Source organism: Methylobacterium sp. Leaf89 (assembly GCF_001422215.1).
GTDB lineage: Bacteria > Pseudomonadota > Alphaproteobacteria > Rhizobiales > Beijerinckiaceae > Methylobacterium.
This window is the reverse complement of sequence record NZ_LMML01000031.1, coordinates 38,608-62,647: the sequence shown is the minus strand read 5'-3', so window position 1 is coordinate 62,647 and position 24,040 is coordinate 38,608. Positions and strand designations below refer to the sequence as shown.

The 24,040-nt window shown below is 70.5% G+C and carries 24 protein-coding genes; 10 read left to right on the top strand and 14 right to left on the bottom strand.

What is annotated here, in order from left to right; genetic code table 11:
- Positions 1–476 precede the first annotated feature (476 nt).
- The gene (locus ASF18_RS22035) at positions 477–1,106 is read left to right on the top strand and encodes a recombinase family protein (RefSeq protein WP_056213119.1); all 630 of its coding nucleotides are present in this window, start codon (positions 477–479) and stop codon (positions 1,104–1,106) included.
- Between the two features lie 130 nt (positions 1,107–1,236).
- The gene (locus ASF18_RS22030) at positions 1,237–1,530 is read left to right on the top strand and encodes a hypothetical protein (protein WP_156389599.1); all 294 of its coding nucleotides are present in this window, start codon (positions 1,237–1,239) and stop codon (positions 1,528–1,530) included.
- A 22-nt stretch (positions 1,531–1,552) separates the two neighbouring features.
- Here the strand turns inward: ASF18_RS22030 and ASF18_RS22025 are convergent, their stop codons facing one another.
- Together ASF18_RS22025 and ASF18_RS22020 are read right to left on the bottom strand one after the other, a co-directional pair.
- Entirely contained in the window at positions 1,553–3,688 is a 2,136-nt protein-coding gene (locus tag ASF18_RS22025) for a carbohydrate porin (RefSeq protein WP_056355391.1), read from the bottom strand.
- Between the two features lie 357 nt (positions 3,689–4,045).
- Positions 4,046–4,264, bottom strand: coding sequence for a hypothetical protein (locus tag ASF18_RS22020; protein WP_156389600.1), 219 nt, complete (start codon positions 4,262–4,264; stop codon positions 4,046–4,048).
- Between the two features lie 443 nt (positions 4,265–4,707).
- On the opposite strand from ASF18_RS22020, the gene ASF18_RS22015 reads away from it, so the two are divergent.
- Positions 4,708–6,399, top strand: coding sequence for a methyl-accepting chemotaxis protein (locus ASF18_RS22015; protein WP_056355387.1), 1,692 nt, complete (start codon positions 4,708–4,710; stop codon positions 6,397–6,399).
- On the opposite strand, the gene ASF18_RS22010 is transcribed toward ASF18_RS22015, so the two are convergent.
- The 4 genes from ASF18_RS22010 to gntA all read right to left on the bottom strand — a co-directional run bounded on the left by ASF18_RS22010 (position 6,365) and on the right by gntA (position 9,165).
- The gene (locus ASF18_RS22010; protein ID WP_056274271.1) at positions 6,365–7,000 is read right to left on the bottom strand and encodes a DNA-3-methyladenine glycosylase; all 636 of its coding nucleotides are present in this window, start codon (positions 6,998–7,000) and stop codon (positions 6,365–6,367) included. The genes ASF18_RS22015 and ASF18_RS22010 overlap by 35 nt on opposite strands.
- Positions 6,997–7,758, bottom strand: coding sequence for a ribonuclease HI (gene rnhA / locus ASF18_RS22005; protein ID WP_056355383.1), 762 nt, complete (start codon positions 7,756–7,758; stop codon positions 6,997–6,999). The genes ASF18_RS22010 and rnhA overlap by 4 nt, the downstream gene beginning before the upstream one ends.
- A gap of 95 nt (positions 7,759–7,853) precedes the next feature.
- Positions 7,854–8,477, bottom strand: a complete 624-nt coding sequence (locus ASF18_RS22000) for an urea carboxylase-associated family protein (protein WP_056355381.1) — start codon at positions 8,475–8,477, stop codon at positions 7,854–7,856.
- Positions 8,467–9,165 (bottom strand): guanitoxin biosynthesis heme-dependent pre-guanitoxin N-hydroxylase GntA, encoded by a 699-nt coding sequence (gene gntA, locus ASF18_RS21995; RefSeq protein ID WP_056355378.1) that lies wholly within the window; start codon positions 9,163–9,165, stop codon positions 8,467–8,469. Before gntA ends, ASF18_RS22000 begins: the two co-directional genes overlap by 11 nt.
- Before the next feature lie 208 nt (positions 9,166–9,373).
- On the opposite strand from gntA, the gene ASF18_RS21990 reads away from it, so the two are divergent.
- The 3 genes from ASF18_RS21990 to ASF18_RS24040 all read left to right on the top strand — a co-directional run bounded on the left by ASF18_RS21990 (position 9,374) and on the right by ASF18_RS24040 (position 12,193).
- The gene (locus tag ASF18_RS21990) at positions 9,374–10,600 is read left to right on the top strand and encodes a phosphatase domain-containing protein (RefSeq protein WP_056355373.1); all 1,227 of its coding nucleotides are present in this window, start codon (positions 9,374–9,376) and stop codon (positions 10,598–10,600) included.
- A 217-nt stretch (positions 10,601–10,817) separates the two neighbouring features.
- Entirely contained in the window at positions 10,818–11,957 is a 1,140-nt protein-coding gene (locus ASF18_RS21985; protein WP_056355371.1) for an HPP family protein, read from the top strand.
- Positions 11,958–12,055: 98 nt separating this feature from the next.
- Positions 12,056–12,193 (top strand): hypothetical protein, encoded by a 138-nt coding sequence (locus ASF18_RS24040; protein WP_156389601.1) that lies wholly within the window; start codon positions 12,056–12,058, stop codon positions 12,191–12,193.
- 103 nt (positions 12,194–12,296) lie between these two features.
- Here the strand turns inward: ASF18_RS24040 and ASF18_RS21980 are convergent, their stop codons facing one another.
- Positions 12,297–13,208 (bottom strand): DUF3471 domain-containing protein, encoded by a 912-nt coding sequence (locus tag ASF18_RS21980; RefSeq protein ID WP_156650086.1) that lies wholly within the window; start codon positions 13,206–13,208, stop codon positions 12,297–12,299.
- A 266-nt stretch (positions 13,209–13,474) separates the two neighbouring features.
- Here ASF18_RS21980 and ASF18_RS21975 point away from each other — a divergent pair, with 266 nt between their 5' ends.
- Complete coding sequence (locus ASF18_RS21975) at positions 13,475–13,828, top strand: cupin domain-containing protein (protein WP_056355364.1); 354 nt, start codon at positions 13,475–13,477, stop codon at positions 13,826–13,828.
- A gap of 4 nt (positions 13,829–13,832) precedes the next feature.
- Here the strand turns inward: ASF18_RS21975 and ASF18_RS21970 are convergent, their stop codons facing one another.
- The 4 genes from ASF18_RS21970 to ASF18_RS21955 all read right to left on the bottom strand — a co-directional run bounded on the left by ASF18_RS21970 (position 13,833) and on the right by ASF18_RS21955 (position 16,612).
- On the bottom strand, positions 13,833–14,636 hold the full coding sequence (locus ASF18_RS21970; protein WP_056274285.1) for a hypothetical protein: 804 nt from the start codon (positions 14,634–14,636) through the stop codon (positions 13,833–13,835).
- A gap of 66 nt (positions 14,637–14,702) precedes the next feature.
- The gene (gene proC, locus ASF18_RS21965) at positions 14,703–15,530 is read right to left on the bottom strand and encodes a pyrroline-5-carboxylate reductase (protein ID WP_056355361.1); all 828 of its coding nucleotides are present in this window, start codon (positions 15,528–15,530) and stop codon (positions 14,703–14,705) included.
- Positions 15,527–16,030, bottom strand: coding sequence for a YbjN domain-containing protein (locus ASF18_RS21960; protein ID WP_055957499.1), 504 nt, complete (start codon positions 16,028–16,030; stop codon positions 15,527–15,529). The genes proC and ASF18_RS21960 overlap by 4 nt, the downstream gene beginning before the upstream one ends.
- Positions 16,031–16,333: 303 nt before the next feature.
- On the bottom strand, positions 16,334–16,612 hold the full coding sequence (locus tag ASF18_RS21955; RefSeq protein WP_056213148.1) for an accessory factor UbiK family protein: 279 nt from the start codon (positions 16,610–16,612) through the stop codon (positions 16,334–16,336).
- Positions 16,613–16,910: 298 nt separating this feature from the next.
- Between ASF18_RS21955 and ASF18_RS21950 the strand changes: the two genes are divergently transcribed.
- Together ASF18_RS21950 and ASF18_RS21945 are read left to right on the top strand one after the other, a co-directional pair.
- Positions 16,911–17,639, top strand: a complete 729-nt coding sequence (locus tag ASF18_RS21950; RefSeq protein ID WP_056355471.1) for a response regulator — start codon at positions 16,911–16,913, stop codon at positions 17,637–17,639.
- A complete protein-coding gene (locus ASF18_RS21945; protein ID WP_056355359.1) occupies positions 17,636–19,069 on the top strand; it encodes an ATP-binding protein in 1,434 nt (477 codons plus the stop codon). The genes ASF18_RS21950 and ASF18_RS21945 overlap by 4 nt, the downstream gene beginning before the upstream one ends.
- Positions 19,070–19,173: 104 nt before the next feature.
- Here the strand turns inward: ASF18_RS21945 and ASF18_RS21940 are convergent, their stop codons facing one another.
- Both ASF18_RS21940 and ASF18_RS21935 read right to left on the bottom strand, forming a co-directional pair.
- The gene (locus ASF18_RS21940) at positions 19,174–19,443 is read right to left on the bottom strand and encodes a hypothetical protein (protein ID WP_056213152.1); all 270 of its coding nucleotides are present in this window, start codon (positions 19,441–19,443) and stop codon (positions 19,174–19,176) included.
- Between the two features lie 245 nt (positions 19,444–19,688).
- Positions 19,689–20,345, bottom strand: coding sequence for a glutathione S-transferase family protein (locus tag ASF18_RS21935; RefSeq protein WP_056274243.1), 657 nt, complete (start codon positions 20,343–20,345; stop codon positions 19,689–19,691).
- Between the two features lie 374 nt (positions 20,346–20,719).
- Between ASF18_RS21935 and phaZ the strand changes: the two genes are divergently transcribed.
- Positions 20,720–21,934 carry a polyhydroxyalkanoate depolymerase gene (phaZ, locus tag ASF18_RS21930; RefSeq protein WP_056274239.1) on the top strand — a complete coding sequence of 405 codons (1,215 nt, stop codon included), beginning with the start codon at positions 20,720–20,722 and terminating at the stop codon, positions 21,932–21,934.
- A 204-nt stretch (positions 21,935–22,138) separates the two neighbouring features.
- On the opposite strand, the gene ASF18_RS21925 is transcribed toward phaZ, so the two are convergent.
- Complete coding sequence (locus tag ASF18_RS21925; protein WP_056213159.1) at positions 22,139–23,902, bottom strand: ABC transporter ATP-binding protein; 1,764 nt, start codon at positions 23,900–23,902, stop codon at positions 22,139–22,141.
- Positions 23,903–24,040: the final 138 nt, after the last annotated feature.

Genomic DNA, 24,040 nt, shown 5'->3' with positions numbered 1-24,040 from the left:
CAGCCATGACGTGCGGCCAGGCACGTCGAGGACAGGATTAAACGGTGGGACCTGAGATGAGGGTTCGCCCCGTCTCGATGCATCATGAATACATCTTGGACAAAGGTGCCGTAAGTCTCGGGCCAAGAATGCCCTAAACGCCGGCTTTCGCCGAAGCGACGCGCGCATCCCGCCTCGGTCGCGCGGCACCCTGCCCACCGGCCAGACGGTGCCGCGTGGACGCTTCAACGGCCGATCCGGACGTCCGCACCGAACGCCAGCGGGACCTCGACCGCGTGCTGAACGGGATCCGCGGTGACGGCCGCTGAGAGCCGTACTCCGTAGCGCCGGGGCGGGGCGACGGACGCAGCCCCAGGGTGCCGAACCACTCCCGCATCACGCCGCCGCACCTTCGTCCCTGCGCCGTCGAATGGATTGACACGGCAACGCATGGGCGTCGTCCTGCGGGCCCGAATGTCCGAGTGCGGCCGTGATCGATGAAGACCATTCTGTATGCCCGGGTCTCGACCGGAGACCAGACCATCGCCCATCAGGAGGCGCAGGCCGCCGCCGCGGGCTTCGTCGTCGACGAGGTCGTGGCCGATGACGGCGTGTCGGGCCTGAGCACCTGCCTGCGCGAGCGGCCGCAGGGGCGCCGGCTGTTCGACCTGCTGCGGCGGGGCGACGTCCTGGTGGTGCGCTGGGTCGACCGCCTCGGCCGCAACTACGCCGACGTCTGCGACACCCTGCGGGAGATGATGCGCCGGGGCGTCGTGGTGCGCACGGTCATCCACCGGCTGACCTTCGACGGCGCCACGGCGGATCCGATGCAGCAGGCCGTGCGCGATGCCCTTATCGGTTTCATGGCGGCGACGGCCCAGGCCCAGGCGGAGGCCATGCGAGAGGCGCAGAAGGCCGGCATCGCCCAGGCGCGGGCGCGCAGCGACGTCTATCGCGGACGCAAGCCGAGCTTCAGCCGGGCGCAGTACGAGGCGGTGCGCTCCGCCCTCGTCGAGGGGCGGGGGATCTCGGCGATCGCCGTCGCGACCGGCCTCAGCCGGCAGACCGTCTACCGCATCCGCGACAACGCCGCGGAAGCGGAGGCGGCCCTGGCGCGCTGGGCCTGAGGCTCGGGCCGACGGGAGGTCTGGGCCGGCGGAAGCCCTGGGCTCGGCCGGGGGCGCTGCTTCGTATGGTCGCCTCCCCCGGGCGCCCGCCTCGGCTTAGTCTGGGGCGCCTGACCGATGCGGGATGACCATGGGCGCCGCCACTCTCCTCGGGCTCACCACGCTGGCGTTCCTCGCGCCGCTGCCGCCGGAGCGCTACCATCCGCCGGAGCCGCCGCCCCGCGGGGTCGGCTGGGCGGTCTGTGCCGTGGTCGCGCTGCTGCTGGTGGTCACGGTCGTCCCGCTCAGCCTCGCCCTCGCCGACAAGTGGGCCATGGACGCGCATGTCGCCGAATGCCGGGCGGCGGGCGGCCGGTTCGTGCCGGTCGCGTCGGTCAACGGGCGGGCCTATCGCTGCGACCAGCCGGAGCGGCCGCGCTCCTGACGCCGGACCGACGCCCCGGGGGTCAGAAATCCGCGTGGATGCGGGTGCCGAAGAAGTCCGCCGGCCCGCGGTCCCGGTTGTAGGCCGGGTTCTCCACGTGCTGGTAATTGACCGACAGGGTCAGGGTCCTGTTCAGGGCGAAGGCGTAGTAGGCCTCTACCGCGCGCTCGGGGGCATAGTTGAGCCGGCCGTCGCCGATGAGGAGGCCGACGCCCCCATTGGCGAAGAAGGCGCGATGGCTCGGCGAGATCGCGTTCATCGAGGTGCCGAGGCCCACCGTGTCGCCGGGCCGGCCCCAGGCGGTGCCCTTGAGGGACACGCCGCCGGACACCGACCGGTCGATGTCGGTGAAGGACAGGCTCTCGGTGCGGCCGTCATTGGCGCTGAACCGGGCGAAGACGCCGAGGTCCGCCGTCACCGCCTGCTCGAGATTCAGGTAGAAGCCGGTCTTGCGCCGCGCGGCCCGCGTGGCGGCGGCTGCATCGTTGATGTCGCCGAAGAGCCCGGCCTGGGTCAGCGACACCACCTCCCGGAAGTCGGCCGAGTTGCCCACATTGGTGAAGAACCCAAGGCGCAGCTTGCCGGGCTGATCGAGGACCGGCAGCACGTGGCGCTCCTCGAACTCGATAGTGGTGCCGGCCCGGCGGAAGACGCGCGGGTCGAGGACGTCGCTGGAGGGCTCCTTGGGCACCTGGGTGTAGGCGGCCCGGATCGCGAACGCCGCGCGGTTGTACTCGACCATCACGCCCTGGGTGAAGCCGGGTAGGTTGGCGGGGAAGTCGTAGGCGCCGGAGGCCCAGATGCCCCAGTTCATGAAGTCCACCCGCGGGTCGTGGGCGTAGACGTTGCCGTCGAAGTAGTCGCCGAGGGCGAACTTGCCCGCCACCACGGTGATCCGCTCGATGTCGCGCCGGGTGGCGACCTGGTTCGGGCCGTCCGGCACGTCCTCGGTTTCGCCGCCGAGGCCGAAGGTCTGGCGCACGAAGTAGCGGTTGGAGCGCAGCTTCGGGAACGGCGCGCCCGCCTTCTGCGCCTCGCCGTTGACGAAGCCGGCCACGCCCAGGGTCCGGCTCAGGCCGAAGCCCTGGGAGAATTCCGGATTGTAGTAGAGTTCCGTGCCTTCGAAGAGCTTGAGCCCCAGGAAGGCGGTGGCGGTGGTGGTCGACTGGACCTGATGGCCGATCAGGCTCGCCGGACCGGTATAGGGCGCGCGGAAGCCCGGCACGCCCTGGGCGATGAAGGTGGTCTGGCCGTGGAGCGAGAACCGGTCGCCGGAGCCGTCGCCGGGATCGTGCGGCGCGGCGTCGTCGACCTCCGGCGGCAGCACGAAGCCGTTCGGATGCCAGGACAGGCGCGCCATCATCTGGTGCGAGGTGAAGGAATCCTGCCGCGTCGCCACCGGGCCGAGGCCCGGGACGGCGCCGAGATCGAAGCGGCCGCTGCCGCCGAGGTCGAGATAGCGGTAGTCGATCCCGAGGGCGAGGCTCTCGGTCACGGCGAACTGCACGCCGGCTCCCAGGGTGAAGCCGAGCGAGGAGAGGTCACGCCGCGCGGTGGTGACGAGGCCGGTGCCGGGGTCGGGATAGCTCGCCAGGATGCGGGCATTGGCGCCGGCGAGCCCGAAGCTCGCATAGACCAGCGACCGCTCGAAGGCGTAGCCGAAGCGCCCGCGCAGGGTGCCGTAGACGTCGGTCTTGGCGCGGATCAGGCCGAGGCCCGGATCGCCGTCGCCGACGAAGCCGGGGGTGGGCAGGAGCACCGGCCGCTTCAGGTTCGCGCCCGCGACATCGGCTTCGATCCCGTACAGCCAGGGGCCGGTCTGCCAGTTGTAGCCGCCGAACAGGCCGCCGACGGCGGTGGTGGCGTCGCGGCCGAGGTCGGACCGACCGGTGGCGTCGCCCGTCTTGAACGGACGGACCGGGCGACCGCCGACCGTGGTGTCGCGAAAGGTGTAGGCACCGTAGGAATTGCCGGCGCTGCCCTCGATTCCGAGATAGGGGCCCGACCAGTCGACGAAGGCCGGTGCCGTGGCCAGGGGGCGTGGCGCGCCGAGATCGGCGGCGTGGACGCCGGAAGCGGCCGTCAGGGTGAGCAGGGCGAGGCTGGCGGCTCCCGCGCGGTCAGGGCCGCCGCGTCCATAGCGATCCGCTCTCGTCATACCGCCCCCGCGCCGTTTGTCCGAGGACGGGGTATAGACGGTGCTATAACTATGACAATATGGTTTAATCCAAGCAGGGACGGGATCAGGGCCACTGTTGCGCAAACAGCGCAGGGGTGATCCGCGCGGGATCTCGCGTCCCTGCGATCGACCGTCCGGAGCGCGGCCCGTCGGGAGGATCCCTTAGCCGTTTTCTGCGAAGATCGGATGACCCGCTCGGCACCCTCCATTTGGGGGATGTCAGGCACCGGGGCTGCGGTCTAGCCTCGGCGTCTCCAAGGTTTCGGACCGTCTCGGCCCGCAGGGCATCGCCCCTGCGGGCTTCTTTTTCGGTCGCGGCGGCCGATCCACTCTCCGTCAGGCGGTGCCGGTCTCGATCTTCTCGATGAGCGCCGTCAATTCACCGATGCGCAAGCGAAGGCCTTCCCGGGTGCTCTCGTCCATGTCGCGCAGGGCGTACCCGTCCTCGAACTGGCGCTCCTCCGTATGCGCCTCCTGCCCGCGTGCGGCGAGTTCCGCCATCAGACGATCGCGCTCGGCGCGGTACTGGGACTTTCGGTCGTCGGTGACGGGCATGGTCATTCCCTGGCGGATGGCGCGCAACGCGTCCGGCTCGCCTGACGGGCGGGCCTTGGGCGGGAAACGCGGACCTTCGCCCCCTGGTTCAGACGGCGCGGACCGGAACCATAGCGCCGGCCGGCCGTTGCACCGACGACCCAAGCTCGAAGACCTCATCCCCGCCCGGCTCACGCCGAGGCGGGTTTTTTCGGGCCTGTGTCCGTGCTCCGATCCGGCCTCCGCCCCCGGCGGCCCGCGTTCGTCGAGGTATTGCCACCGGTTCGACTCGGATAAGGCCCGGATCAAGTCCGTAATCGGAGACGTTCAGATACGATCCGGAAAGTAAATATAATTCAATACATTCGTAATCCAGCGCAAACGATGAGCAGTCGCGATGCTTTAGCGGTGCCTTAAGTTTCCCGCTGCTAGCTCTGGCACCGATACCGGTCCGGAGATCTCTCGTGGCTTTGCTCGCGCGCTTCAGCATCATCACCAAACTGATCGCGGTGGTCAGTCTGATCGGGGTCATCGTCAGTGGCTGCCTCTGGTACGCCACCACCCAGATGACGCAGATCGACGAGGCCTACAGCCGCTTCGTCTCCCATGACACGAAGGCGATCGCCGACCTGCGGACGGTCAACCGGCTGGTCTTCACGATGAGCTACTTCAACTTCCGCAACATCGCCGAGGGCAGCCCCGACGAGATGCAGAAGACCGACAAGGGATTCGACGAGGCGAGCGAGCGCCTGAACAAGGTGCTGGCGGAACTGCGGGATGCCGCTCCCAGCTTCGCGCCGCGCATCGACGGTCTGAAACAGAAGGTCAACCGCTTCATGGCCGACAGCTCCGAGGCACGCACCCTGGCGAGCAGCGGCCTGAAGACGGAGGCCCTCGTCCTGCTGCACCAGACCGTCGACCCGACCTTCGACGCGATGGTGTCGGAGGGAAGCGCCCTTGGCCGGGACATCCGGACCTTCGTCGACGCGGGCGCCCGCGATCTCGCGGCGATGACGGACCGGACCCGGACCAACACCCTGCTCCTCGGCGGCCTCGGCCTGCTCGCGGGCCTCTTCGCGGCCGGGCTCGTCGCCGTGTTCGGTATCACCCGTCCGATCGGCCAGCTGGTCGAGGCCCTGCGCCGGATGGCGCGGGGGGACAGCGACGCGGTGATCGTCGGGCGCGACCGGCGCGACGAGGTCGGCGCCGTGGGCCGCGCGGTGGAGGAGATCCGCGCCCTGGTCGCCCGCAAGGCCTCGGAGGAGGCCGAGCGCCGGCAGATCGCCGATGCGGCGGCGGCGGCCGAGCGCCAGCGCACCATGCATGAGCTCGCCGACGGCTTCGAGGTGGCGGTCGGCTCGATCATCGCCACGGTGTCGGCCTCCGCCGGCGCGCTGCAGGAGACCGCCGCGGCGATGAGCACCAACGCGGCCCGGACCACCGATCAATCGGTGACGGTGGCGGCCGCCGCCGAGGAGGCGGCCTCCAACGTCAACACCGTGGCGGCCGCAGCCGAGGAGCTCGGTTCGTCGGTGCAGGAGATCGGCCGCCAGGTCGACGGCTCGGCCAACCTCGCCCTGCGGGCGGTGGAGGAGGCGGCCCAGACCGCCGGGCTCGTCCAGGACCTCAGCAGCGCCGCCGCGCGGATCGGCGACGTCGTCGCGCTGATCACCACCATCGCGGGCCAGACCAACCTGCTGGCGCTGAACGCGACGATCGAGGCGGCGCGGGCTGGCGAGGCGGGCCGCGGCTTCGCGGTGGTCGCCGCCGAGGTCAAGGAACTCGCCAACCAGACCACGCGGGCGACCCACGAGATCGAGGAGCAGATCGGCCGCATCCAAGCCTCGACGGAGCAGGCGGTCGGGGCCATCCGCACTATCAGCGGCCGGATCGGCGAGATCAGCCAGGTGACGACCTCGATCGCGGCGGCGGTGGAGGAGCAGGGTTCGGCGACCCAGGAGATCGTGCGCAACGTCGGCCAGGCCGCCAGCGGCACCAGCGAGGTCACCGAGAACATCTCGGGCGTCGCCCACGCGGCCGAGGAGACCGGCGCCGCCGCCCGTCAGGTGCTCGTCTCGGCCTCCGACCTGACCGCCCAGTCGGAGCACCTGACCGTGCAGGTCACGCGCTTCCTGGAGACGGTCCGGGCGGCGTGAGGGGGCCGCCCGGCGTCGCGTGGCGCGAGGGCGGCCGGCTCACGGCCCGCGAGCCGGCGAGCAGGAAGCGCCAGGGCGTCTCCACCGCGCGGGAGATACCGATCCGGCGATCGGCGATCCAGGCCGGCGCCGTCTCGGGGGCGGCCAGCGCGAAGGGGGGCGCGTCGAGGGCCAGGCCGTCCATCGCGAGGGTGACGGCGAGCGCCTGGCAGAGGCGGCCGGGTCCGGCGCAGAACAGGCGCGGATCGGACAGCCTCCGCCGCGCCGCCATCGCGTCGAGCCCGTGGCGGGGCTCCAGCGCCCGGATCAGGACCGCGCTGCCCGGCTCGCAGACGAGGTTCAGGCACCAGTGCAGGCCGTAGGAGCGGTAGACGTAGGCGTGCCCCGGCGGCCCGAACATGCTGGCATTGCGCCGGGTCGGGCCGTTGACGCTGTGCGAGGCCGGGTCACTCCGGTCATAGGCCTCCGTCTCGACGACCATCCCGCCGATCCCGTCCACCCGCAGGTCACAGCCAATGAGGGACGCGGCCACGTCCGCCGCCGGGCGGGCGAAGAAGCCGGCCGGGAGGCGTGCGCCGAGGGGATCGCCCGCTGGACTCAAGGGGTGGAGACGCCCTTGCCCGCGTTGGCAGCCTTGGCGCCGCGCAGGTCGGCGCGGGCCCGCTCCAGCCCCTCGGGGCCGAGGTCTAGGGCGAGCCGCACCGCCCGTTCCACGTAGGCCTGCGGCGTCAGGCCGGAGGCTTTCGCGGCGCGCGACACCTCCAGGCCGAGGCCGAGATCGAGAGGGATCGCGCTCGTGCGCGCCGGGGCGGGCTCGGACGCGGCGGGCGCCGTGGCCAAGACCGCCTGCGAGACCGCCGGGGCAACCGCCGCGCGCAGGGCAGCCGTTCCGGTGAGCAGTGCCGGTCCGCTCTCCGGGCGCAGCGGCAGGCCGAGGGCCTCGCGCCGGCCCTGCGCCGCGAGCCGGTCTGCGCGTTCGTTGCCGGCCTCGCCCGCATGGCCCCGGACCCAGGTCCAGCGCACGTCGCGCCGGGCCGCCAGGGCATCGAGCTCCTGCATCAGCTCGACGTTCTTCACCGGGCCGGTAGCGGTGCGCCAGCCCTTGGCCTTCCAGCCGCGCATCCACTCGGTCACCGACTTGATGACGTACTGGCTGTCGCAGCGCATCTCGATCTGCGCGCCCTCGGGGAAGTGACGCAGGGCGTTGATCGCCGCGGTCAGCTCCATGCGGTTGTTGGTGGTGGCCCGATCGCCGCCGCAGAGCTCGATGCGGCCGTTCTCGGCCTCGATGACGACGCCCCAGCCACCGGGGCCGGGATTGGGATCGCATCCGCCGTCGGCATAGACGATGGTTCGCATGGGACTCGCTTCGACCTGTTCACGACGGGGCCCCCCGGGAGAGGGGGCGCCGGGCGCCGCCCATAGCACGGGCGCGGCCCCGTCGGGCACCCGCTTCAGAGGCGGGCCGGGTCGATGCGGTAGCGGATCGGCTTGAAGCTGTTGTTGTTCGATTGCAGGGCCGAACAGGCGGTGAGCCCGATCACGAGGTCGCATTCCGCCTCGAAGGTGACGTGGTCGCCCGCCCGACTCAGGGGCGGCTCGACCTTCAAGTCGCCCGTGCCGCCGTCGACGGTGACGTTCATGAACACGTTGAAGGCCACCGGGATCCGGTCCGGCACGACGCCGTAGGGCGCCAGCGCCGCCGCAAGATTGCCGAAGCAGCCCCGGTGCGGGTGGGTGTCGCCGTAGATGATCCGGAAGGTGTCGGCCGAGCACGGGGTCAGCAGGAAGTCGTGGCGGCCCACCGTGTCCGCGACGATGCGCAGCAGCACATTCGAGCGGTTGGAATAGATCGGGTCGCCGGTGGTGAGGTAGATCCGGCTGGCATAATCGAGGGTCCGGCCCGAGGAGATCACCTCGTCGAGGTCGCCGCGGACGAAGGCGAGGAGGTCAGCCACCTGCTCGCCCTGCGGGTCGATCACGGTGAGGCGCTCGCCCTTGTCGAGGGTGAAGGCGACGCCGGAGCGCGGCGCGATCTCGTGCAAGGTCGATGGGTGCGGGCGGGGCTCAGGCGGCATCGCGGGCCTCCGCGTCGCGGCCGCGGAACGGGCAGACCCAGTCGGCGTCGACGGCGCGGCCGCTGTACTGGCGCGCCTCCGAGGCGTCGCCATGCCGGGCGAGCATCGGGTTGATCGAGCCGGCCAGCGCCTCGTCGCGCGAGAGGATCGCGCTGCGCAGCTTCTCGTAGCGCCCCTCGGCGCGCAGCTGCTCGAACTGGGCGCGCAGGTTGAACACCAGGACCGGGTGCGGGAAGCGCCGGGCCGGCCGGCTGGCACCGGGATGCATGCCGACCACGAAGAACGCCTCGCTGCCGAAGGAGAGGGAGAAGTGCGGGTCGTTCGGGTCGGCCTCGACGCGGGTGTCGTAGCGCTGGCCGAGGAACTCGTCCTTGTCCGACAGGGACTGCACGCGGTCCCAGAGGTGGCGCTCGAAGGCCTCCTCGCCGAGGTCCGTCGGACCTTCGAAGATCACGGCGAAGCTCTGGAACAGTTCGGGCTTGGCCCGGTAGCGGCAGATGAAGGCGAGAAGCGCGGGATAGAGCCGGGGATCGTCCCAGCTCGAGGCGATGCTGCGCGCCACGACGATCTTCATCTGGCCCTTCGACAGGGCCGATTTCGCGCCGACGCAGGGGAAGGGCTGGCTTCGGATGAAATCCTGGAACTCCACGGCCAGGGGATGGCCGCTGTCGTCGGTGGGGAGATGCATGGAGACTCGACGCTGACAGCACCCGGAACGCAGGGTGCATGGGGTGAACCGGAGGGACATGGCCGAGTTCCGTTCGCGCGACGGCATGGCACGCATGCTCCACAGCCCTCCCGGCGACGGCGGCGATGCCCCGCGGCGAACCTTTGCCGGCGCCGGGCATTGAACCGACGATGTCGAGACGGGGCCCCACGACGATGACGACGCAACCATGACCGGCCGACAGGGGGCTGCCCGGTTCGCGAAAGGCACCCTGCGGGCGTTGCGCCTGCTGGCCAAGCCGGTTCGACGGTCTCAAGGCCGCGCGGGGACGGTGGTGGAAACTTATCGGGGCTACGGCTCCCGCGACGAGGTCTTCCTCATCGGCCGGGTCTTTCGGCAGTCGAGCCGGGCGGCCGACGCGCCGGACGAGGGCTGGGCCGCCGAGCTGCGCGACATCCGGCGCCGCATCACCCGCCGCACGGTGGCGGGTGCCGCGCTCACCGCGCGCTTTTTCGGCTGCGAGGAGCAGGTCGTCACCGACCGGGACGGCTACTTCCGCGTCCACCTGCGCCCGAACCTGCCCGCGCCGCCGCAGGCCTCCTGGCACAGCCTGGAGCTCGATTTGGCCGGCCCCGAGCCCGTGCGGGCGAAGGCGCAGGTGTTCATCCCCTCGGTCGATTGCCGGCGGGTGGTGATCAGCGACATCGACGACACGATCATGCACACGGGCGTGGCCAACAAGGTCAAGATGCTCTGGCGGCTGTTCGTGGAGGATGCCGAGAACCGGGTCGCCTTCCCGGGGGCCGCCGCCCTGTACCGGGCGCTCTATGCCGGGCCGTGCGGGGCGGAGGGCAATCCCATGCTCTACGTCTCCCGGGCGCCGTGGGGCATCTACGACATGCTCAGCGAATTCTTCGTCATGCACCGGATCCCGGTCGGGCCGGTGCTCTTCTTGCGCGAATGGGGTCTGTCCTGGACGAGCCCGCTGCCGCGCCGGGCCGAGGATCACAAGCGCCACCTCATCGACCACATGCTGACGCTCTACCACGACCTGCCCTTCGTGCTCATCGGCGACAGCGGCCAGCACGATCCCGAGGTCTACGCGGGCATCGTCGCGGCCTATCCCGGCCGGGTGGCCGCGGTCTATATCCGCAACGTCTCGCGGGATGCGGGCCGGCTGGAAGAGATCGCCAAGCTCGCCGAGGCGGTGGAGGCGGCCGGCAGCAGCCTGGTTCTGGCCGCCGACAGCCTCGCCATGGCCGAGCATGCCGCCGAGCACGGCCTGATCGCCCACGCGGACGTGGCCGATGTGGCGCGGGAACACGGGACCGTGCCGGAAACCCGCCGTCGCGCCGGCCGCACCCGCGCCCGCGGCCTGCGCAAGATCCTGGGCGGGGCCGGGCCGACGCCGCCCAACGTCATCGTCGAGCCCGGCCGGTCCGATCCGCCGGCCTGAACCCGCCATCGGAGTGCCGGCTCGCGCCGATCCGGACCGGTCTCCGGGAAACCTCTCGCCGCCCTGCGCAGGGCTCTGCCGTCGAGGTGGGCAATCTGCTCGAACCGTTTGCAATTCTGACCTCGCCCTGTAAGGTCGCACTGGTATACCAGAGACGTCGGCCTGCATTTTCAGCGTTCGCTCGTGCAGCGTGCGCATCGCGAGCGAGGGGGAGAGGATGTCAGACCCTATCGGTCCCGACCGCCCGGCCGGTGCGCTGCTCGGCGCCCGTCTGTTCCGGCCGATCCTGGCCGGCGCCACCCTGCGCGAGCGCCTGATCGGCTGCCTTGGCGCCCTCATCGGCATCGCCCTGACGGGACTCGTGACCGGCTGGATGGTCGGGCAAGGCCCATACATTCCCCTCATCGTGGCGCCCATGGGGGCCACGGCGGTGCTGCTCTTCGCCGTGCCGGCGAGCCCCTTGGCCCAGCCCTGGCCGATCATCGGCGGCAACACGATCTCGGCCCTGATCGGCGTGACCGCCGCCCACTTCATCCCCAATCCGGTGCTGGCCATCGGGGTCGGCGTCTCGCTGGCCATCGCGGCGATGTCGTTCACGCGCAGCCTGCATCCGCCGGGCGGGGCCGCGGCGCTCACCGCGCTCATCGGCGGCCCGGCCATCGCCTCCTCGGGCTTCCTGTTCCCCTTCGTGCCGGTCTGCCTGAACTCCATCATCCTGGTCAGCCTCGGCATCGCCTTCCACCGGATTTCCGGGCGCACCTATCCGCACGTCCCGTCGGCCCCCCCGGCCAACCTGCACGGCACGACCGACCTGCCGGCCCCCATCCGGGTCGGCTTCAACGCCCGCGACGTCGACGCCGCGCTCCTCAACCTCAACGAGACCCTCGACATCGACCGCAGCGACCTCGACCGACTGCTGCGGGAGGTCGAGAGCCAGGCCCTGGTGCGGGCGCACGGGGCCCTGGACTGCGGCGCGGTGATGTCCCGCGACGTGGTGACGATCGGCCTGCACGAGTCGCTCGCCCGGGCACGCGACCTCCTGCTCCGGCACAACATCCGGACCCTGCCGGTGGTGGACGAGGCGGGCCGCCTCGCCGGAACCCTGGGCCTGCGCGAACTGGCCCTGCGCGGGGAGGGCAGCCTCGCGCAGGTGATGTCCGAGGCGCACACGGCCCGGGCGGCCGAGCCCGTTCTGAGCCTGGTGGAGCCCCTGACCAACGGGCACGCGCATGCGGTGGTGGTGACGGGTGAGGACCGCCGGATCCACGGGATCATCACCCAGACCGACCTGCTCGCCGTGCTGACGCGCCTCGCCTCCGCCAAGGCCTTCGACGCGAGCCCGGCCGCGGCGGCCTGAGCGGAGCAGGGGCCGGCGGCACTTGGTCCGACACTTCGCCCCGGGCGCTTGGCCCCGTGCTTGGTCCCGGGCGCGTGGCGCGGTTGTTGCGAGGAGACGTGCTCCCTCGCACCGAAGCCCACGGGTTCGAGCCGATGCACGACGCGCCGCTTCTCCTCCACCTCCTGTACGCCACCCTGATGGTGGCCAGCATGATGCTGACCTGGCAGGTCCATCGGCTCCTCGGCCGGGCCTGACGGATGATGGCCGGCAGGCGTGCCGGCCGGCTGCGTGGTCCATTACGACGGCAGGGGGCCCCGCCGTCGCCGGTCGACGCACGCCCCGCACCGTGCACCTGTCTTAGGGAGCCAATCGGAAACTGGCGCTCTCGATCGTCTCCGGGTCGTTCATGGTGAGCCGCCATTCGCTGTGCGCGGCAGAGAACATGACGGTGAAGACATCGCTGTCGTCGACGCGGGAGACGCCCTCGAAGGCGATCGACACGAGGTCGCCCCAGGACCTCACCGTCCTCATGTTGTCCGGCAACTGCTCCTTGAACGCCCGTGCGAGCGGCTTGCTCATGCGCGCGAGTTCCGGGCTGCCCCGCTGAGTCGCCTCGATGATCCGACGCAGAGCCGCTTCACTTCCAGGGGCCGGCGTATTCGCAGCCTGCTGCGCCTCACGCCGTGCCTCGATGGCGTTCGCCCGGTCTTCCCTGATCCGCGGAGAGGTCTGTTCAAGCCCGTTCTGATGAAGGATGGCGGCAGTCGCGGTGCCATCCGGACCGACCCTGAAGCTGATCTGTGCCTGGATATTGCGATTTCGATAGAAAAATTTTCGACTGCTTTCCGGGATGATCGAGTAAAACGACTGTCCTGTGAGGCGAACGATGAGATCGTTCGCGTCCCGCTGTACAACGATGATGGTCTTGGGAGTCAGTTCGTAGAAGCCGACGTATCCGTCCACGACCTTTGGATCGATCCGGACTTCCGTTCGTGGACGCGCCTGCTCGATCCTGAGCCGCTCCATGCGGTCTTTGTCGGTCTCCGTCCGCCCCTCGGTCAACCGCCGGACCTCCGCCCGGAGCCGGCGCCAACTGGGGAAACCGTAGTCACGGGCGAGATCGCGTTGCGCCGTCGCGAGCTGCGCTGTCGGGTCGGCGGCGCGCATCTGCTTCAACCGAGACTTGGCTTCATTTCGCAGGTGTTCGAGGTTGGGGCGGTCGGGGAGTGCGCGGGAGCAAGCGCCGCTCGACGGAAGCGTAGCCGTCATCGAATCCTTCCTTCCTCAGCGCCCTTTGTCCGCGTTCTCGGGCAGGAAGTCGGGGAATGATCAGACGACGACGAATGGGCTGAGCCCTTCACGCGGACCGTTGGCCTATCCTGAGGCCGAGGCGATGTTAGGATCAGGTCCGCAAAACTACAAGAGGGGCCGACACCCGTCCATGGCGGACCCTCACGGGCCAGTCGGGCAAATCCGGTTCCGGCCGCTCATGTCGGAACCCTTCTTCAGTCGCCCAAACGATCAGGATCCGCCGCATGACCCGCCTCGCCCACGCGGGCAACCTGCTCGCGAACCTGCCCGACGCCGCGGCGGGCGAGGTCTTCACCGAACTCCTCGCGCGGCCGGGCTGCCGGATCGAGCGCATCGTCTCGCAGGGCCAGGTCACGCCGCCGGACGAGCCCTATCGCCAAGCCCACGACGAGTGGGTGCTGCTTCTCGCGGGTGCGGCCCGCGTCGCGCTGGCGGGCGCTGAGGTCGCGCTCGGGCCGGGCGATACTCTGTTCATCCCGGCCGGGTGCGTGCACCGCGTCACCTTTACGGATCCCGACCGGCCGACGGTCTGGCTCGCCGTCCATCTCGGCGAGACCGATTGCCCGGCCGGGGCCTAGGGCCTCAGATCGCCGCGGCCGGGTCGCCGCCGAGGGGATTGCCCGCATCCTCGTTGCGGTCGTCCGCCGCGTGCCGTTCCCGGCGCGCACGGCCGCCGCGGTCGAGCAGCGAGCGGCCGAGCGCCCGGAAGGGGGCCGTGAGGCGGCGGGCATCGTCGGCGCGCTCCATGAAGCGCTCGCCGTTGCGGATCTCCTTGTCGAGGCGCGCCATGGTGCGCGCCAGGGCCGGATCGTCGTCGTCCAGCCAGACCTCCACCGTGCGGGCGAAGGCGATGACCACGCCCTGGAGCTTGAGGCGGCCGAGCGGACCCTCGGTGTTGATGCCGGCGGCGGCCAGCATGAAGCGGTGCGAGTTCAGCGCGACGCCGTTCAACGCCAGCATCGAGAGCGGATCGCCGCGCAGGGCGTAGGAGATCCGGCGCAGGGCGTCCTTGTAGGGCGTCATCGCGTCGAGGCGGCGCATCAGCACGTCGAACAGGCGCTCGCGGGTCGGCTCGTCGGCGAGATCGGCGGTGTCGCCCTCCAGCACCGCGCGGTCGATGAGGCGCGACAGGCCGCCGAGTACGGCGCCCTTCGAGGGGAACAGGTCGCGGAACTCCGCCAGCGTCAGGCCGGCCTCCCGGGCGATGTCGCCGATCTCAATGTCGTTCCACGGCTGCTCGGCGGCGAGCCGCATCAGCGCCTCGACGGCCGCCTCGCGTGGGGGCAGCGCCTTCTCGGGCGCTGCGGCCGCCACCGGCAGGGTGTCGGCGGAGTCCGTCTCGGTCGTCTGGGTCTCGGGCTTGGGAGAGCCGGGGCGTTTGGCCATGGTCGTGCGATCCTCGTCCAATCAGGCCTTCATGTAGGGTCCCGCGGCCGGATCGTCAGGTCCGGCTCAGCCCGCGAGGGCCCCGGCGCGGCGCCGCGCCGCGTCCACGGCCTCGCGCATCAGGTCCGGCAGACCGCCGCTGCGCATCAGCACCGCGAGGGCTTCGGCGGTGGTGCCGCCCGGCGAGGTCACATCCTGGCGCAGACGCGCGGCGTCCCGGGGATCGGCCGCGAGGAGCGCGGCGGCCCCCGAGACGGTTTCGCGGGCGAGGCGCGTGGCCATGTCCGCGGGCAGGCCGGCGGCGATGCCCGCCTCGGCCATCGCCTCGGCCAGGAGGAAGACGTAGGCGGGGCCGGAGCCCGACACGGCCGTCAGGGCGTCGATCAGCCCCTCGTCGTCGAGCCACTCCACCAGGCCGACGCTGGCGAGGAGCGCGTGCGCCTGCGCCCGCTGCCCGTCATCGACCTCCGGGCTGGCCACCGCGCCGGTGGCCCCCCGTCCGATGCTGGCGGGCAGGTTCGGCATCGCCCGCACGATGGCGCGGGCGCCGGGCAGGCGGTCGCGCAGGTTGGCGATGGTCTTGCCCGCCAGCACCGACACCACCAGGGTTCCGGGACCGATCAGCGGCGCCAACGCGGGCGCCGCGGCCTCCAGCCCCTGGGGCTTCATGGCGAGCACGAGGGCCTCCGCGACCGGGGGCGCGGCGGGGTTCAGGGCGAGCCCGCGCGCGGCGCAGAGCGCCTGCAGTTCGGGGGAGACCTGCGGATCCAGGATCGTGGTCCGGGCGGGGTCGAGCCCCCCCGCCAGCCAGCCGGAGAGCATGGCGCCCCCCATCTTGCCGGCCCCCACCAGGGTGAGGGAGGCGGGGAGGGCGGCGTCGACGGGCGCGCTCACGCCTCGCCTTCGGTCTCGAACAGCACCGCGTCGAGGGCCTCGCGGGCGGACTTGCCGGCCCAGAGCACGAACTGGAAGGCCTGGTAGTAGCGCTCGCAGGCATCGACCGCCGACTTCAGCATCATGGTGCACTGGCCCTGGGTCGGGGCCGCGCCGCCGGTCAGCAGCAGCGAGTGGCGGAACATCACGACGTTGTCGGTGGACCACAGGTCGAAATGCCCGACCCACAGCTGCTCGTTGACCAGGGAGACCAGCGTCAGGATCTCGGTGCGCCGGCGCTCCGGCACCTTGAGGTCGAAGGCTGAGGCAACATGGAGCGCCTCCACGTCCTCGATCCAGGTGAAGGCCACGTGGTAGTCGGCCCAGCGCCCGGCGACGGAGACGGACATCTCGTCGGTCTCGGCCCGGTCGAAGATCCAGTCGCGCAGCGACGCGAGGCGCTCGACGATGTCGAGGGGATGCTCGTGCCGATCGTGATCTTCGATGTGGAGTTGGGTCATGGCGGTCCAGTGTGTCGATCTCGTCGAAGATCGGCGAAGTCGTTGTGAAACGCGCTCCGGTGACCGTCGGCCCTCTGTTCCGAACTTGCTCCACGCCCACCCGGACGGGTGTGGCAGGGAACGATTCTGTTCGGTTCAGGGCGTTTCGGGGCAGGAGCGAATCAGGTCATGACCCACTATAGACCGTGCCGGACTCGCGTTTCAAAGCGGCCCGGGAAGCCGGTGAACAGGAAAGCGACCGTCCACCGTTCCTTCCTGTGCACAAGCGTGGCGGGGCCGGAGCCCCCGCGAATCAACCTGGAATCAGATCGCCTCGCTGGCTCCGGCCACGGGCTCGGGGCCGAGTTTCGCCTCGAGCGCGGTGATCCGGGCGGCCAGGGCGTCGTTCTGGCTGCGCAGCGCCGAGACGAGGTCGCGCAGCACGTCGAGCTCCTCGCGGGAGGCGATGTCCATGTCGCGGATCAGGCGCTCGACCTGGGCCTTGAACACCGTCTCCGCCTCGCGGCGCACGCCCTGCGCGGCGCCGGCGGCATCGGTCATCAGGCGGGCGAAATCGTCGAACAGCCGGTTCGAGCCTTGCATCGTCGTCTCCCGGAGCAATGAGGCCGCCATCCGTCCGTGACGGCCACGAGACCGGCGCCTGTGCGGCACGACATAAGAATCCCCGCGCGTCCCGGCAATCCGCGCCGGTGCTTCGGGAGCCCCGACGGGAATGTTTCCGCCGTTGTCCGATGGGGCCGCGCGAAACAGGCGTTTACAAAATCCTGCCCCGCCGGCCCTTCGAACTCCGGGCGTGCCGGCGCATAGTCGCGCGTTGACAGATCCGCAGGAGAGCCGGGCACCGGCCCCGGATGCGGAGGGAGCCGCGATGCTCGGGACCATGACGCAGACGACCACGACCCATCCGCACATCCTCCTCGTGGAGGACGACCGCGAGATCAGCGCCCTCGTCGCCCGCTACCTGCGCGCCAACGAGTGCCGGGTCAGCCTCGCCGGGGACGGGGCAGCCATGGACAAGGTCCTGGCCGATGCCCGGGTCGACCTCGTCGTGCTCGACCTGATGCTCCCGGGCGAGGACGGCCTGAGCCTGTGCCGACGCCTGCGCGCCACCTCGCGCATCCCCATCCTGATGCTCACCGCCAAGGCCGAGGAGATCGACCGCATCATCGGCCTCGAGATCGGCGCCGACGACTATCTCGGCAAGCCCTTCAACCCGCGCGAGCTCCTGGCACGCATCCGCGCCATCCTGCGGCGGGGCTCGGGCACGGAGGCCGAGGCGGAGGAGGGCGTACGCCGCCTCCACTTCCTGGGCTGGACCCTCGACGTCTCCCTGCGCCAGCTCCTCAGCCCGGAGGACGCGCGCATCGCCATCACGGGGGCGGAGTTCGACCTGCTGCACGCCCTCTGCCTGCGTCCCGGCCGGGTGCTTTCTCGCGACCAGCTCCTCGACCTGACGCAGGGGCGCGCCGCCGGCCCGTTCGAGCGCAGCATCGACGTCCTGATCAGCCGCATCCGCCAGAAGATCGAGCCGGATCCGCGCAACCCAGAGATCATCCGCACCATCCGCTCCGGCGGCTATCTGTTCACGCCCGAGGTCACCCGCATATGAGGCCCCCCTGGAGCCGCCTGCGCGCCCTCGTGCCGTCGAGCGTCGCCGGGCAGATCGCCCTGCTCATCGTCGCCGCCGTGGTCCTGGCCCACGCCATGGCGACGCTGGCCTTCTTCACCCTGCGCGAGCCCTGGCGGCCCGACGACCATCCCGGCGTCGCCGCGAACCGCCTCGCCACCGTCGCCCGCCTCCTCGACGGTGCGAGCCCGGCCGAGCGCCCGGCGCTCCTGGCCAACGCCGCCCGGATGCTGCCGACCCTGCGGATCGAGCCCTGGGACGCGACCGATTCCGGGGCCGCCGCCACGGAGCCGGCCGGCGGCGATCGGATCGGCGATCATTTCGTGGTCCAGCGTCTGCGCGACGGCTTCGGACGCCCCCTCGCCATCACCGACCTGTCGGCGGCCAAGCGACCGGCGGAGGCGCCCGCGGGCGTGCGCGTGGGCCTCGCGACGCCGGGCGGCGCCCGGCTCTCCGCCCTGGTGCCGGACGACGACCGCCCGCCCATGCGGCAGGGCGCGATCATCTTCACCTTCGTGTTCCTGGGCGTGGCCGTCTCGCTGATCTGCCTCTGGGCCACGCGGGCGCTGACGGCGCCCCTGGCGCGCCTCGCCGAGGCCGCGGACGTGTTCGGCACCCGCATGAACCTGGTGGATCTGCCCGAGAACGGCCCGCGCGAGGTCGTCGCCCTGTCCCGCGCCCTCGACCGGATGCGGGCCCGCGTGCGGCGCCTGATCGACGACCGCACCCAGATGCTCGCGGCCATCAGCCACGACCTGCGCACCCCGATCACCCGCCTGCGCCTGCGCGCCGAGTTCATCGAGGACGATCACGCGCGGACCATGACCCTGCGGGACCTCGACCAGATGAACGGCCTCGTGGAGGCGGCCCTGTCCTTCGTGCGGGACGGCCACGGCCCGGAGGGGGGCGCGAAGATGCTGATCGACCTCGCCTCCATCGTCCAGACCGTCGCCGACGAGTTCGCCGATATCGGCGCCGACGTCCGGGTGGCCGAGACCCGCCACGTGCTGGTCCAGGGCCGACCGGAGGAGCTTCAGCGCGCGATCATGAACCTCGTGGACAACGCGGTGAAGTATGGCGGCGCGGCGCGGCTGACGGTGACCCAGACCGAGCGCGGCGTCGCCGTGGAGGTCAGCGACGACGGCCCCGGCATCCCGGAGGCGGAGCGGGACGCGATGCTCCAGCCCTTCGTGCGCGGCGACCGGGCGCGCAACCTCGACACCGCCAGCGGCTTCGGCCTCGGCCTGTCCATCGTGCTCGCCATCGCGGATTCGCACGAGGGTCGCTTCACCCTGCGCAACCGGACCCCGCGGGGCCTCACGGCGCGGATCGAACTGCCGCGCGCCGCCACCGCCCAGGCGACCCCAGCGGGCGTCACGGTCGATGTGGATCACCGCGCCGCCGCCGCCTGATCGCGCCGGAGGGGCGCAGAAGCAAAGAAGACCCGCCCCTCCCGGGGCGGGCCTTACCGCGAGGCCCGGCACTCCGCGCCGGCTTGCGTCACCCCGTCAGGGCGTCAGCAGCGCGGGCCGCCCGAGGTCTGGCCGTATTGCTGGACCGGGAAGTTCTGCTGGTTGGCGTTGCCCTGGCTCGCCGAATTGTCCGCACAACGGCCGGTCACCGGGACGTCGTAGGAGCGGATCGACCCCGTCGTGATGTCGTCGTAGCGCGAGGCCGGCACGTCGCCGTAGGTCGGCGCGACGCGATCGAGCGCGAAGCTGCCGGTCGCCGGGGCCGCAACGGCAAGAACAGTCGCGGCGGCGAGGGCGAAAAGACGATGTTTCATCGAAAGAATATCACTCTTGTGTGAGACGAGGACCGTATGTCCCTGCGTCTCGACTGCGGTGAGCGTGATATGGGACGCGCCCGACCGGGACGACGTGCCACCGCGCACGTAGGCACGGCGGGGCGCCGACGCGGCGCCCCGGACCCTTGTGGCCCCGACGTCGGGGCGCTTCGGAACGCGGAGCTTCGGGACCCGGAGTTTCTGAACCCGGAGTTTCGGACCTCGGGGCCTCAGAGCTCGGGACCTTAGAACTCCATGTCCAGTTCCTCGATCTCGTCGGGCTCCCGCGCCGCGTCCGCCGCCCATTCCGTCATCAGCGGCCAGGCCAGGATGGTGTCGCGATAGGCCTCGGTCCGGCGCGGCAGGCTCACGTCGTAGGTGCGGAACCGCGTGCAGACGGGGGCGTACATGGCATCGGCGAGGCTCGGCGTCTCGCCGAACAGGAACGGGCCGTCGTAGCGCCCCAGGCATTCGTCGACGATCGTGATGATGCGCTCGATATCGCCGCGCGCGCCGTTGAAGATCCTGAAGTTGGCGTGACGCGCCTTGAGGTTCATCGGCAGCGCGGAGCGCAGGTTGATGAAGCCGCCATGCATCTCGCCCGAGATCGAGCGGCAATGGGCGCGCGCCACCGCATCGGGCGGCAAGAACCCCGCCTCGGGACGGATCTCGTTGAGATACTGGGCGATGGCGAGAGTGTCCCAGACGATGATCTCGCCGTGCACCAGGCGGGGCACGAGGAACGACGGGGACAGGTGCAGCAGCTCCGCCCGGGTGGAGGCGTCGTTCCCCGACAGAAGCTCCGTCTCGAAGTCGAGGCCGGCCATGCGGCAGACCAGCCAACCCCGCAGCGACCACGACGAGTAGTTCCGGCTTGAAATCGTCAGCGTCGCCGCGGGCATCGATCCGTCCCCCCTGTTGGTCCCTCGCCGACACGTGATCCAAGACTTGTGCCGCCCGAGGCCCCGACACGCAGGATGTTTCCGGTTCACCCGCCGCATGCTCGGCGGACACGGGAGCTTTTTCCCACCGTGACGGTTGACCTTTCACAGTCACGATCTCCGGCGATCCGTTGTTCACCCGTTATTCCAATGCGACGTGCGACATGTCTCCGGTGATGCATACGCACAACAACCGCAGGATATCACACGTTAAGGCCGTTGCGTCCGGGCCCAGCCTGCCGCAGCCTAGCGCCCCATCGTCGGCGGCTCTGCCGTCGCGCCCGCTTGCCGCGGACGATCTGCGATTTGACCGTTCGCGTAGGAGTTCGGGCTGCATGCTCTATCGTGCCTTCGATGCCCAGTCGGATCTGGCGGAGCAGACGCGCGCCTGGGGACGGCTCGTCCACGACGCCGTCTCGCCCTGGACCGCGGCCGGCTTTAAGGAGCCGCTGAGCTGGTGGTCGGCCGGCGCCCGGATGATGATGCGGGCCGGCTTGACCTTCTCGCGGCCCGCCTACGGCATCGACAGCGTGACGGTGGGCAACCGCGAGGTGCCGGTGACCGAGGAAACGGCGTTCGCGACGCCGTTCGGGACCCTGCTGCGGTTCAAGAAGGACATCGACACCGATCAGCCCCGCGTCCTCGTGGTGGCGCCCCTGTCGGGCCATTTCGCCACGCTGCTGCGCGGCACGGTGCGCACCCTGCTGCCCGATCACGACGTCTACATCACCGACTGGCACAATGCCCGCGACGTGCCCCTCGAGGCCGGCCCCTTCGGCTTCGACGACTATGTCGACCACCTCGTGCAGTTCCTCGGGGTGATCGGGGAGGGGGCCCATCTCGTCGCCGTGTGCCAGCCGGCCGTGCAGGCTTTGGCCGCCGCGGCCGTGATGGCGCATTCGAAGGACGTGGCGCATCCCCGCAGCATGACGCTGATGGCCGGCCCGGTGGATTGCCGGATCTCGCCGACCTCGGTGAACCACCTCGCCACCTCGAAGCCGATCGCGTGGTTCGAGAAGAACCTGATCGCCACCGTGCCCGAGCGGCACAAGGGCGCAGGGCGGCGGGTCTATCCGGGCTTCATGCAGGTCTCGGCCTTCGTCTCGATGAACGCCAAGCGCCACGTCCAGGGCCATGCCGACCTGTTCTGGCATCTCGCCAACGGGGAGACCGAGAAGGCGCGCCAGATCGAGGGCTTCTACGACGAGTATTTCGCCGTCCTCGACCTCGCGGCGGAGTTCTACATCGAGACGGTCAAGACCGTGTTCCAGGATTACACCCTGGCCAAGAACGAACTGACCTATCGCGGCAATCCGATTGACATGGGCGCCATTCGCAAGACCGCGCTCATGACGGTCGAGGGGGAGCGCGACGACATCTGCGCCGTGGGCCAGACCATGGCGGCGCACGACCTCTGCTCCAGCCTGCCGCACCACATGAAGAGCCATCACCTCCAGGCCGGCGTCGGCCATTACGGCGTCTTCTCGGGCCGCAAGTGGGAGAGCCAGACCTACCCGCTGGTGCGCAACTTCATCCAGTCGCACAACTGAGCCGACGGCGTCCCGCCGGACCATCCCGACGGCTCGGGCGACCGCGCCGAACGGTTTCGCGCGCGGCCGAACCGCTCGGATCGCGGTGCGCGCCCAGGAGCCCGCCCAGCGGGGCCGGCTTCGCATCCCAACGGCGAAACACCCTCCCCGCGGGGGGGAGGGCGCCAGTCGGTGTCGACGGTCGGGTGCGTCGTCCCGCGCGCCTCAAGCGGCGGCGAGCGCCATCGACATGGATTCCTTCTTCATCAGCTCGCGGTAGAAGCCGTCGAGGTGCGTCAGCTTGTCGGGCGACCCATCCTGGATGATGCGGCCGCCTTCCAGCACCACGATCCGGTCGAAGTCCCTCAGGGTCGAGAGGCGGTGCGCGATCGCGATGACCGTGCGGCCCTTCATCAGATTGGCGAGGGCATGGCGGATCGCCTCCTCGGACTCGGCGTCGAGGGCCGAGGTCGCTTCGTCGAGGAGCAGGATCGGCGAGTCCTTGAGGATGGCCCGCGCGATGGCGATGCGCTGGCGCTGCCCGCCGGAGAGCTTCACGCCGCGGTCGCCCACGATGGTGTCGAAGCCCTCGGGCAGCGCGTCGATGAAGTCGGTGCAGTGGGCGGCGGCCGCGGCCTTCCAGACGTCCTCGTCCGACGCATCGGGCCGGCCGTAGCGGATGTTCTCGCGCAGGGTCCGGTGGAACATCGAGACGTCCTGCGGCACCACCGTGATGGCCTCGCGCAGGGATTCCTGGGTGATGCGCTGGATGTCCTGGCCGTTGATCAGGAGACGGCCGCCCTGCGCGTCGTAGAAGCGCTGCAGCAGGGAGAACAGGGTCGACTTTCCGCCGCCCGACTTGCCGACGAGGCCGACCCGCTGGCCCGGCTGGATCACGAGGTCGAAGTCGGTGAAGACGCCGCGCCCATCCGGGTAGGAGAAGGCGACGTGGTCGAAGGTGATCTCGGCGCCGGTGCCGGTGAGCGGCTCCGCCTCCGGGTGATCGATCAGGTCGTGGGGCTGCAGCAGCGTGTGGAGCGCCTCCGAGAGACGGGCGGTGTGCTGCGTCGCGTCCACCAGCGCCACGGCGAGGTCGCGGGTCGCGGCGAGAATGCGGATGCCCAGGGTGCAGACGAGCACGACCTGGCCGTTGGTCGCCTGGCCCGCTTCCCACATGGTGATCGCCCAGTAGAGCAGGCCGAGCACCGCCAGCACCGTCAGGATGGCGTGCACGATGCGCAGCTTCTCGAGGTAGAGCAGCGAGGAGCGGCGCGAGCGCATCTCCTGGCCGATGGTCCCGTCGAAGCGGGTATACTCGCGCTTGAAGGCCGAGAAAGCCCGGACCAGCGGCATATTGCCGACGAGGTCGACCATCTCGCCGTCCACCGAGGCGGCCTTGGCGGCGAAGTCGTGGTGCAGCGGCTTTCCGGCCGCCGCCATCTTGAACATCAGCAGCACGACGGCAGCGAAGATGCCGGCCAGCACCAGCGCCATCGTGAGGTTGACGGTGGCGATGTAGAGGATCGAGCCGAAGGCCGCGACGCAGGGCGGCATCACGTTGAACACGAACATGTTCTCGACCGTGAAGATCGCGTTCGAGGTGGCGGTGATGCGCGAGGCCAGGGTGCCGGGCTGCCGGTCGGCGAAGAAGGTCGGCGAGTGCCCGGTCATGTGCCGGAACAGGTCGCGCCGGATGTCGCCGGTGACGCCCACGAAGGTGAACGAGCCGACGAGGCTCGCCACGCGCCAGAGCATGTTGTCGGCTGCGATGAAGGCGATGAGAAGGGCGAGGGCGCCCCAGATCAGGCCGGCCTGCGGGCCCTTGCTCAGCGCATCCACGACGCCCTTCAGGGCATAGTCCGTGCTGACGGAGAAGCCCACGGCGCCGAGCACGGCGCACAGGATGACGAGGTGCGGCAGGGCGCGCCGGCGCAGATAGCGTCCCACGAAGGCGAACGGCCTATCGGCATAAACGCAGAGGTCTTCCATCGCGGTGACCGTCCCGGTTTCGAGGCCCGCCCGGACGTTGGGTGGACCGGCTACTGTTAAGGCGTCCTCGCGGACCCTGGTTTCCCGCGCGTGCCCCACACAGGTTTCGGAGCCCCCCGGACTCGCAACGCGAAGCGG

Excerpts from the sequence above, each read along its gene's own strand:
- ASF18_RS22035 (WP_056213119.1), top strand. The coding sequence starts at position 477 with ATGAAGACCATTCTGTATGCCCGGGTCTCGACCGGAGACCAGACCATC.
- ASF18_RS22030 (WP_156389599.1), top strand. The coding sequence starts at position 1,237 with ATGGGCGCCGCCACTCTCCTCGGGCTCACCACGCTGGCGTTCCTCGCG.
- ASF18_RS22025 (WP_056355391.1), bottom strand. The coding sequence starts at position 3,688 with ATGACGAGAGCGGATCGCTATGGACGCGGCGGCCCTGACCGCGCGGGA.
- ASF18_RS22020 (WP_156389600.1), bottom strand. The coding sequence starts at position 4,264 with ATGCCCGTCACCGACGACCGAAAGTCCCAGTACCGCGCCGAGCGCGAT.
- rnhA (WP_056355383.1), bottom strand. The coding sequence starts at position 7,758 with ATGCGAACCATCGTCTATGCCGACGGCGGATGCGATCCCAATCCCGGC.
- ASF18_RS22000 (WP_056355381.1), bottom strand. The coding sequence starts at position 8,477 with ATGCCGCCTGAGCCCCGCCCGCACCCATCGACCTTGCACGAGATCGCG.
- gntA (WP_056355378.1), bottom strand. The coding sequence starts at position 9,165 with ATGCATCTCCCCACCGACGACAGCGGCCATCCCCTGGCCGTGGAGTTC.
- ASF18_RS21990 (WP_056355373.1), top strand. The coding sequence starts at position 9,374 with ATGACCGGCCGACAGGGGGCTGCCCGGTTCGCGAAAGGCACCCTGCGG.
- ASF18_RS21985 (WP_056355371.1), top strand. The coding sequence starts at position 10,818 with ATGTCAGACCCTATCGGTCCCGACCGCCCGGCCGGTGCGCTGCTCGGC.
- ASF18_RS21980 (WP_156650086.1), bottom strand. The coding sequence starts at position 13,208 with ATGACGGCTACGCTTCCGTCGAGCGGCGCTTGCTCCCGCGCACTCCCC.
- ASF18_RS21975 (WP_056355364.1), top strand. The coding sequence starts at position 13,475 with ATGACCCGCCTCGCCCACGCGGGCAACCTGCTCGCGAACCTGCCCGAC.
- ASF18_RS21970 (WP_056274285.1), bottom strand. The coding sequence starts at position 14,636 with ATGGCCAAACGCCCCGGCTCTCCCAAGCCCGAGACCCAGACGACCGAG.
- ASF18_RS21960 (WP_055957499.1), bottom strand. The coding sequence starts at position 16,030 with ATGACCCAACTCCACATCGAAGATCACGATCGGCACGAGCATCCCCTC.
- ASF18_RS21955 (WP_056213148.1), bottom strand. The coding sequence starts at position 16,612 with ATGCAAGGCTCGAACCGGCTGTTCGACGATTTCGCCCGCCTGATGACC.
- ASF18_RS21950 (WP_056355471.1), top strand. The coding sequence starts at position 16,911 with ATGACGCAGACGACCACGACCCATCCGCACATCCTCCTCGTGGAGGAC.
- ASF18_RS21945 (WP_056355359.1), top strand. The coding sequence starts at position 17,636 with ATGAGGCCCCCCTGGAGCCGCCTGCGCGCCCTCGTGCCGTCGAGCGTC.
- ASF18_RS21940 (WP_056213152.1), bottom strand. The coding sequence starts at position 19,443 with ATGAAACATCGTCTTTTCGCCCTCGCCGCCGCGACTGTTCTTGCCGTT.
- ASF18_RS21935 (WP_056274243.1), bottom strand. The coding sequence starts at position 20,345 with ATGCCCGCGGCGACGCTGACGATTTCAAGCCGGAACTACTCGTCGTGG.
- phaZ (WP_056274239.1), top strand. The coding sequence starts at position 20,720 with ATGCTCTATCGTGCCTTCGATGCCCAGTCGGATCTGGCGGAGCAGACG.
- ASF18_RS21925 (WP_056213159.1), bottom strand. The coding sequence starts at position 23,902 with ATGGAAGACCTCTGCGTTTATGCCGATAGGCCGTTCGCCTTCGTGGGA.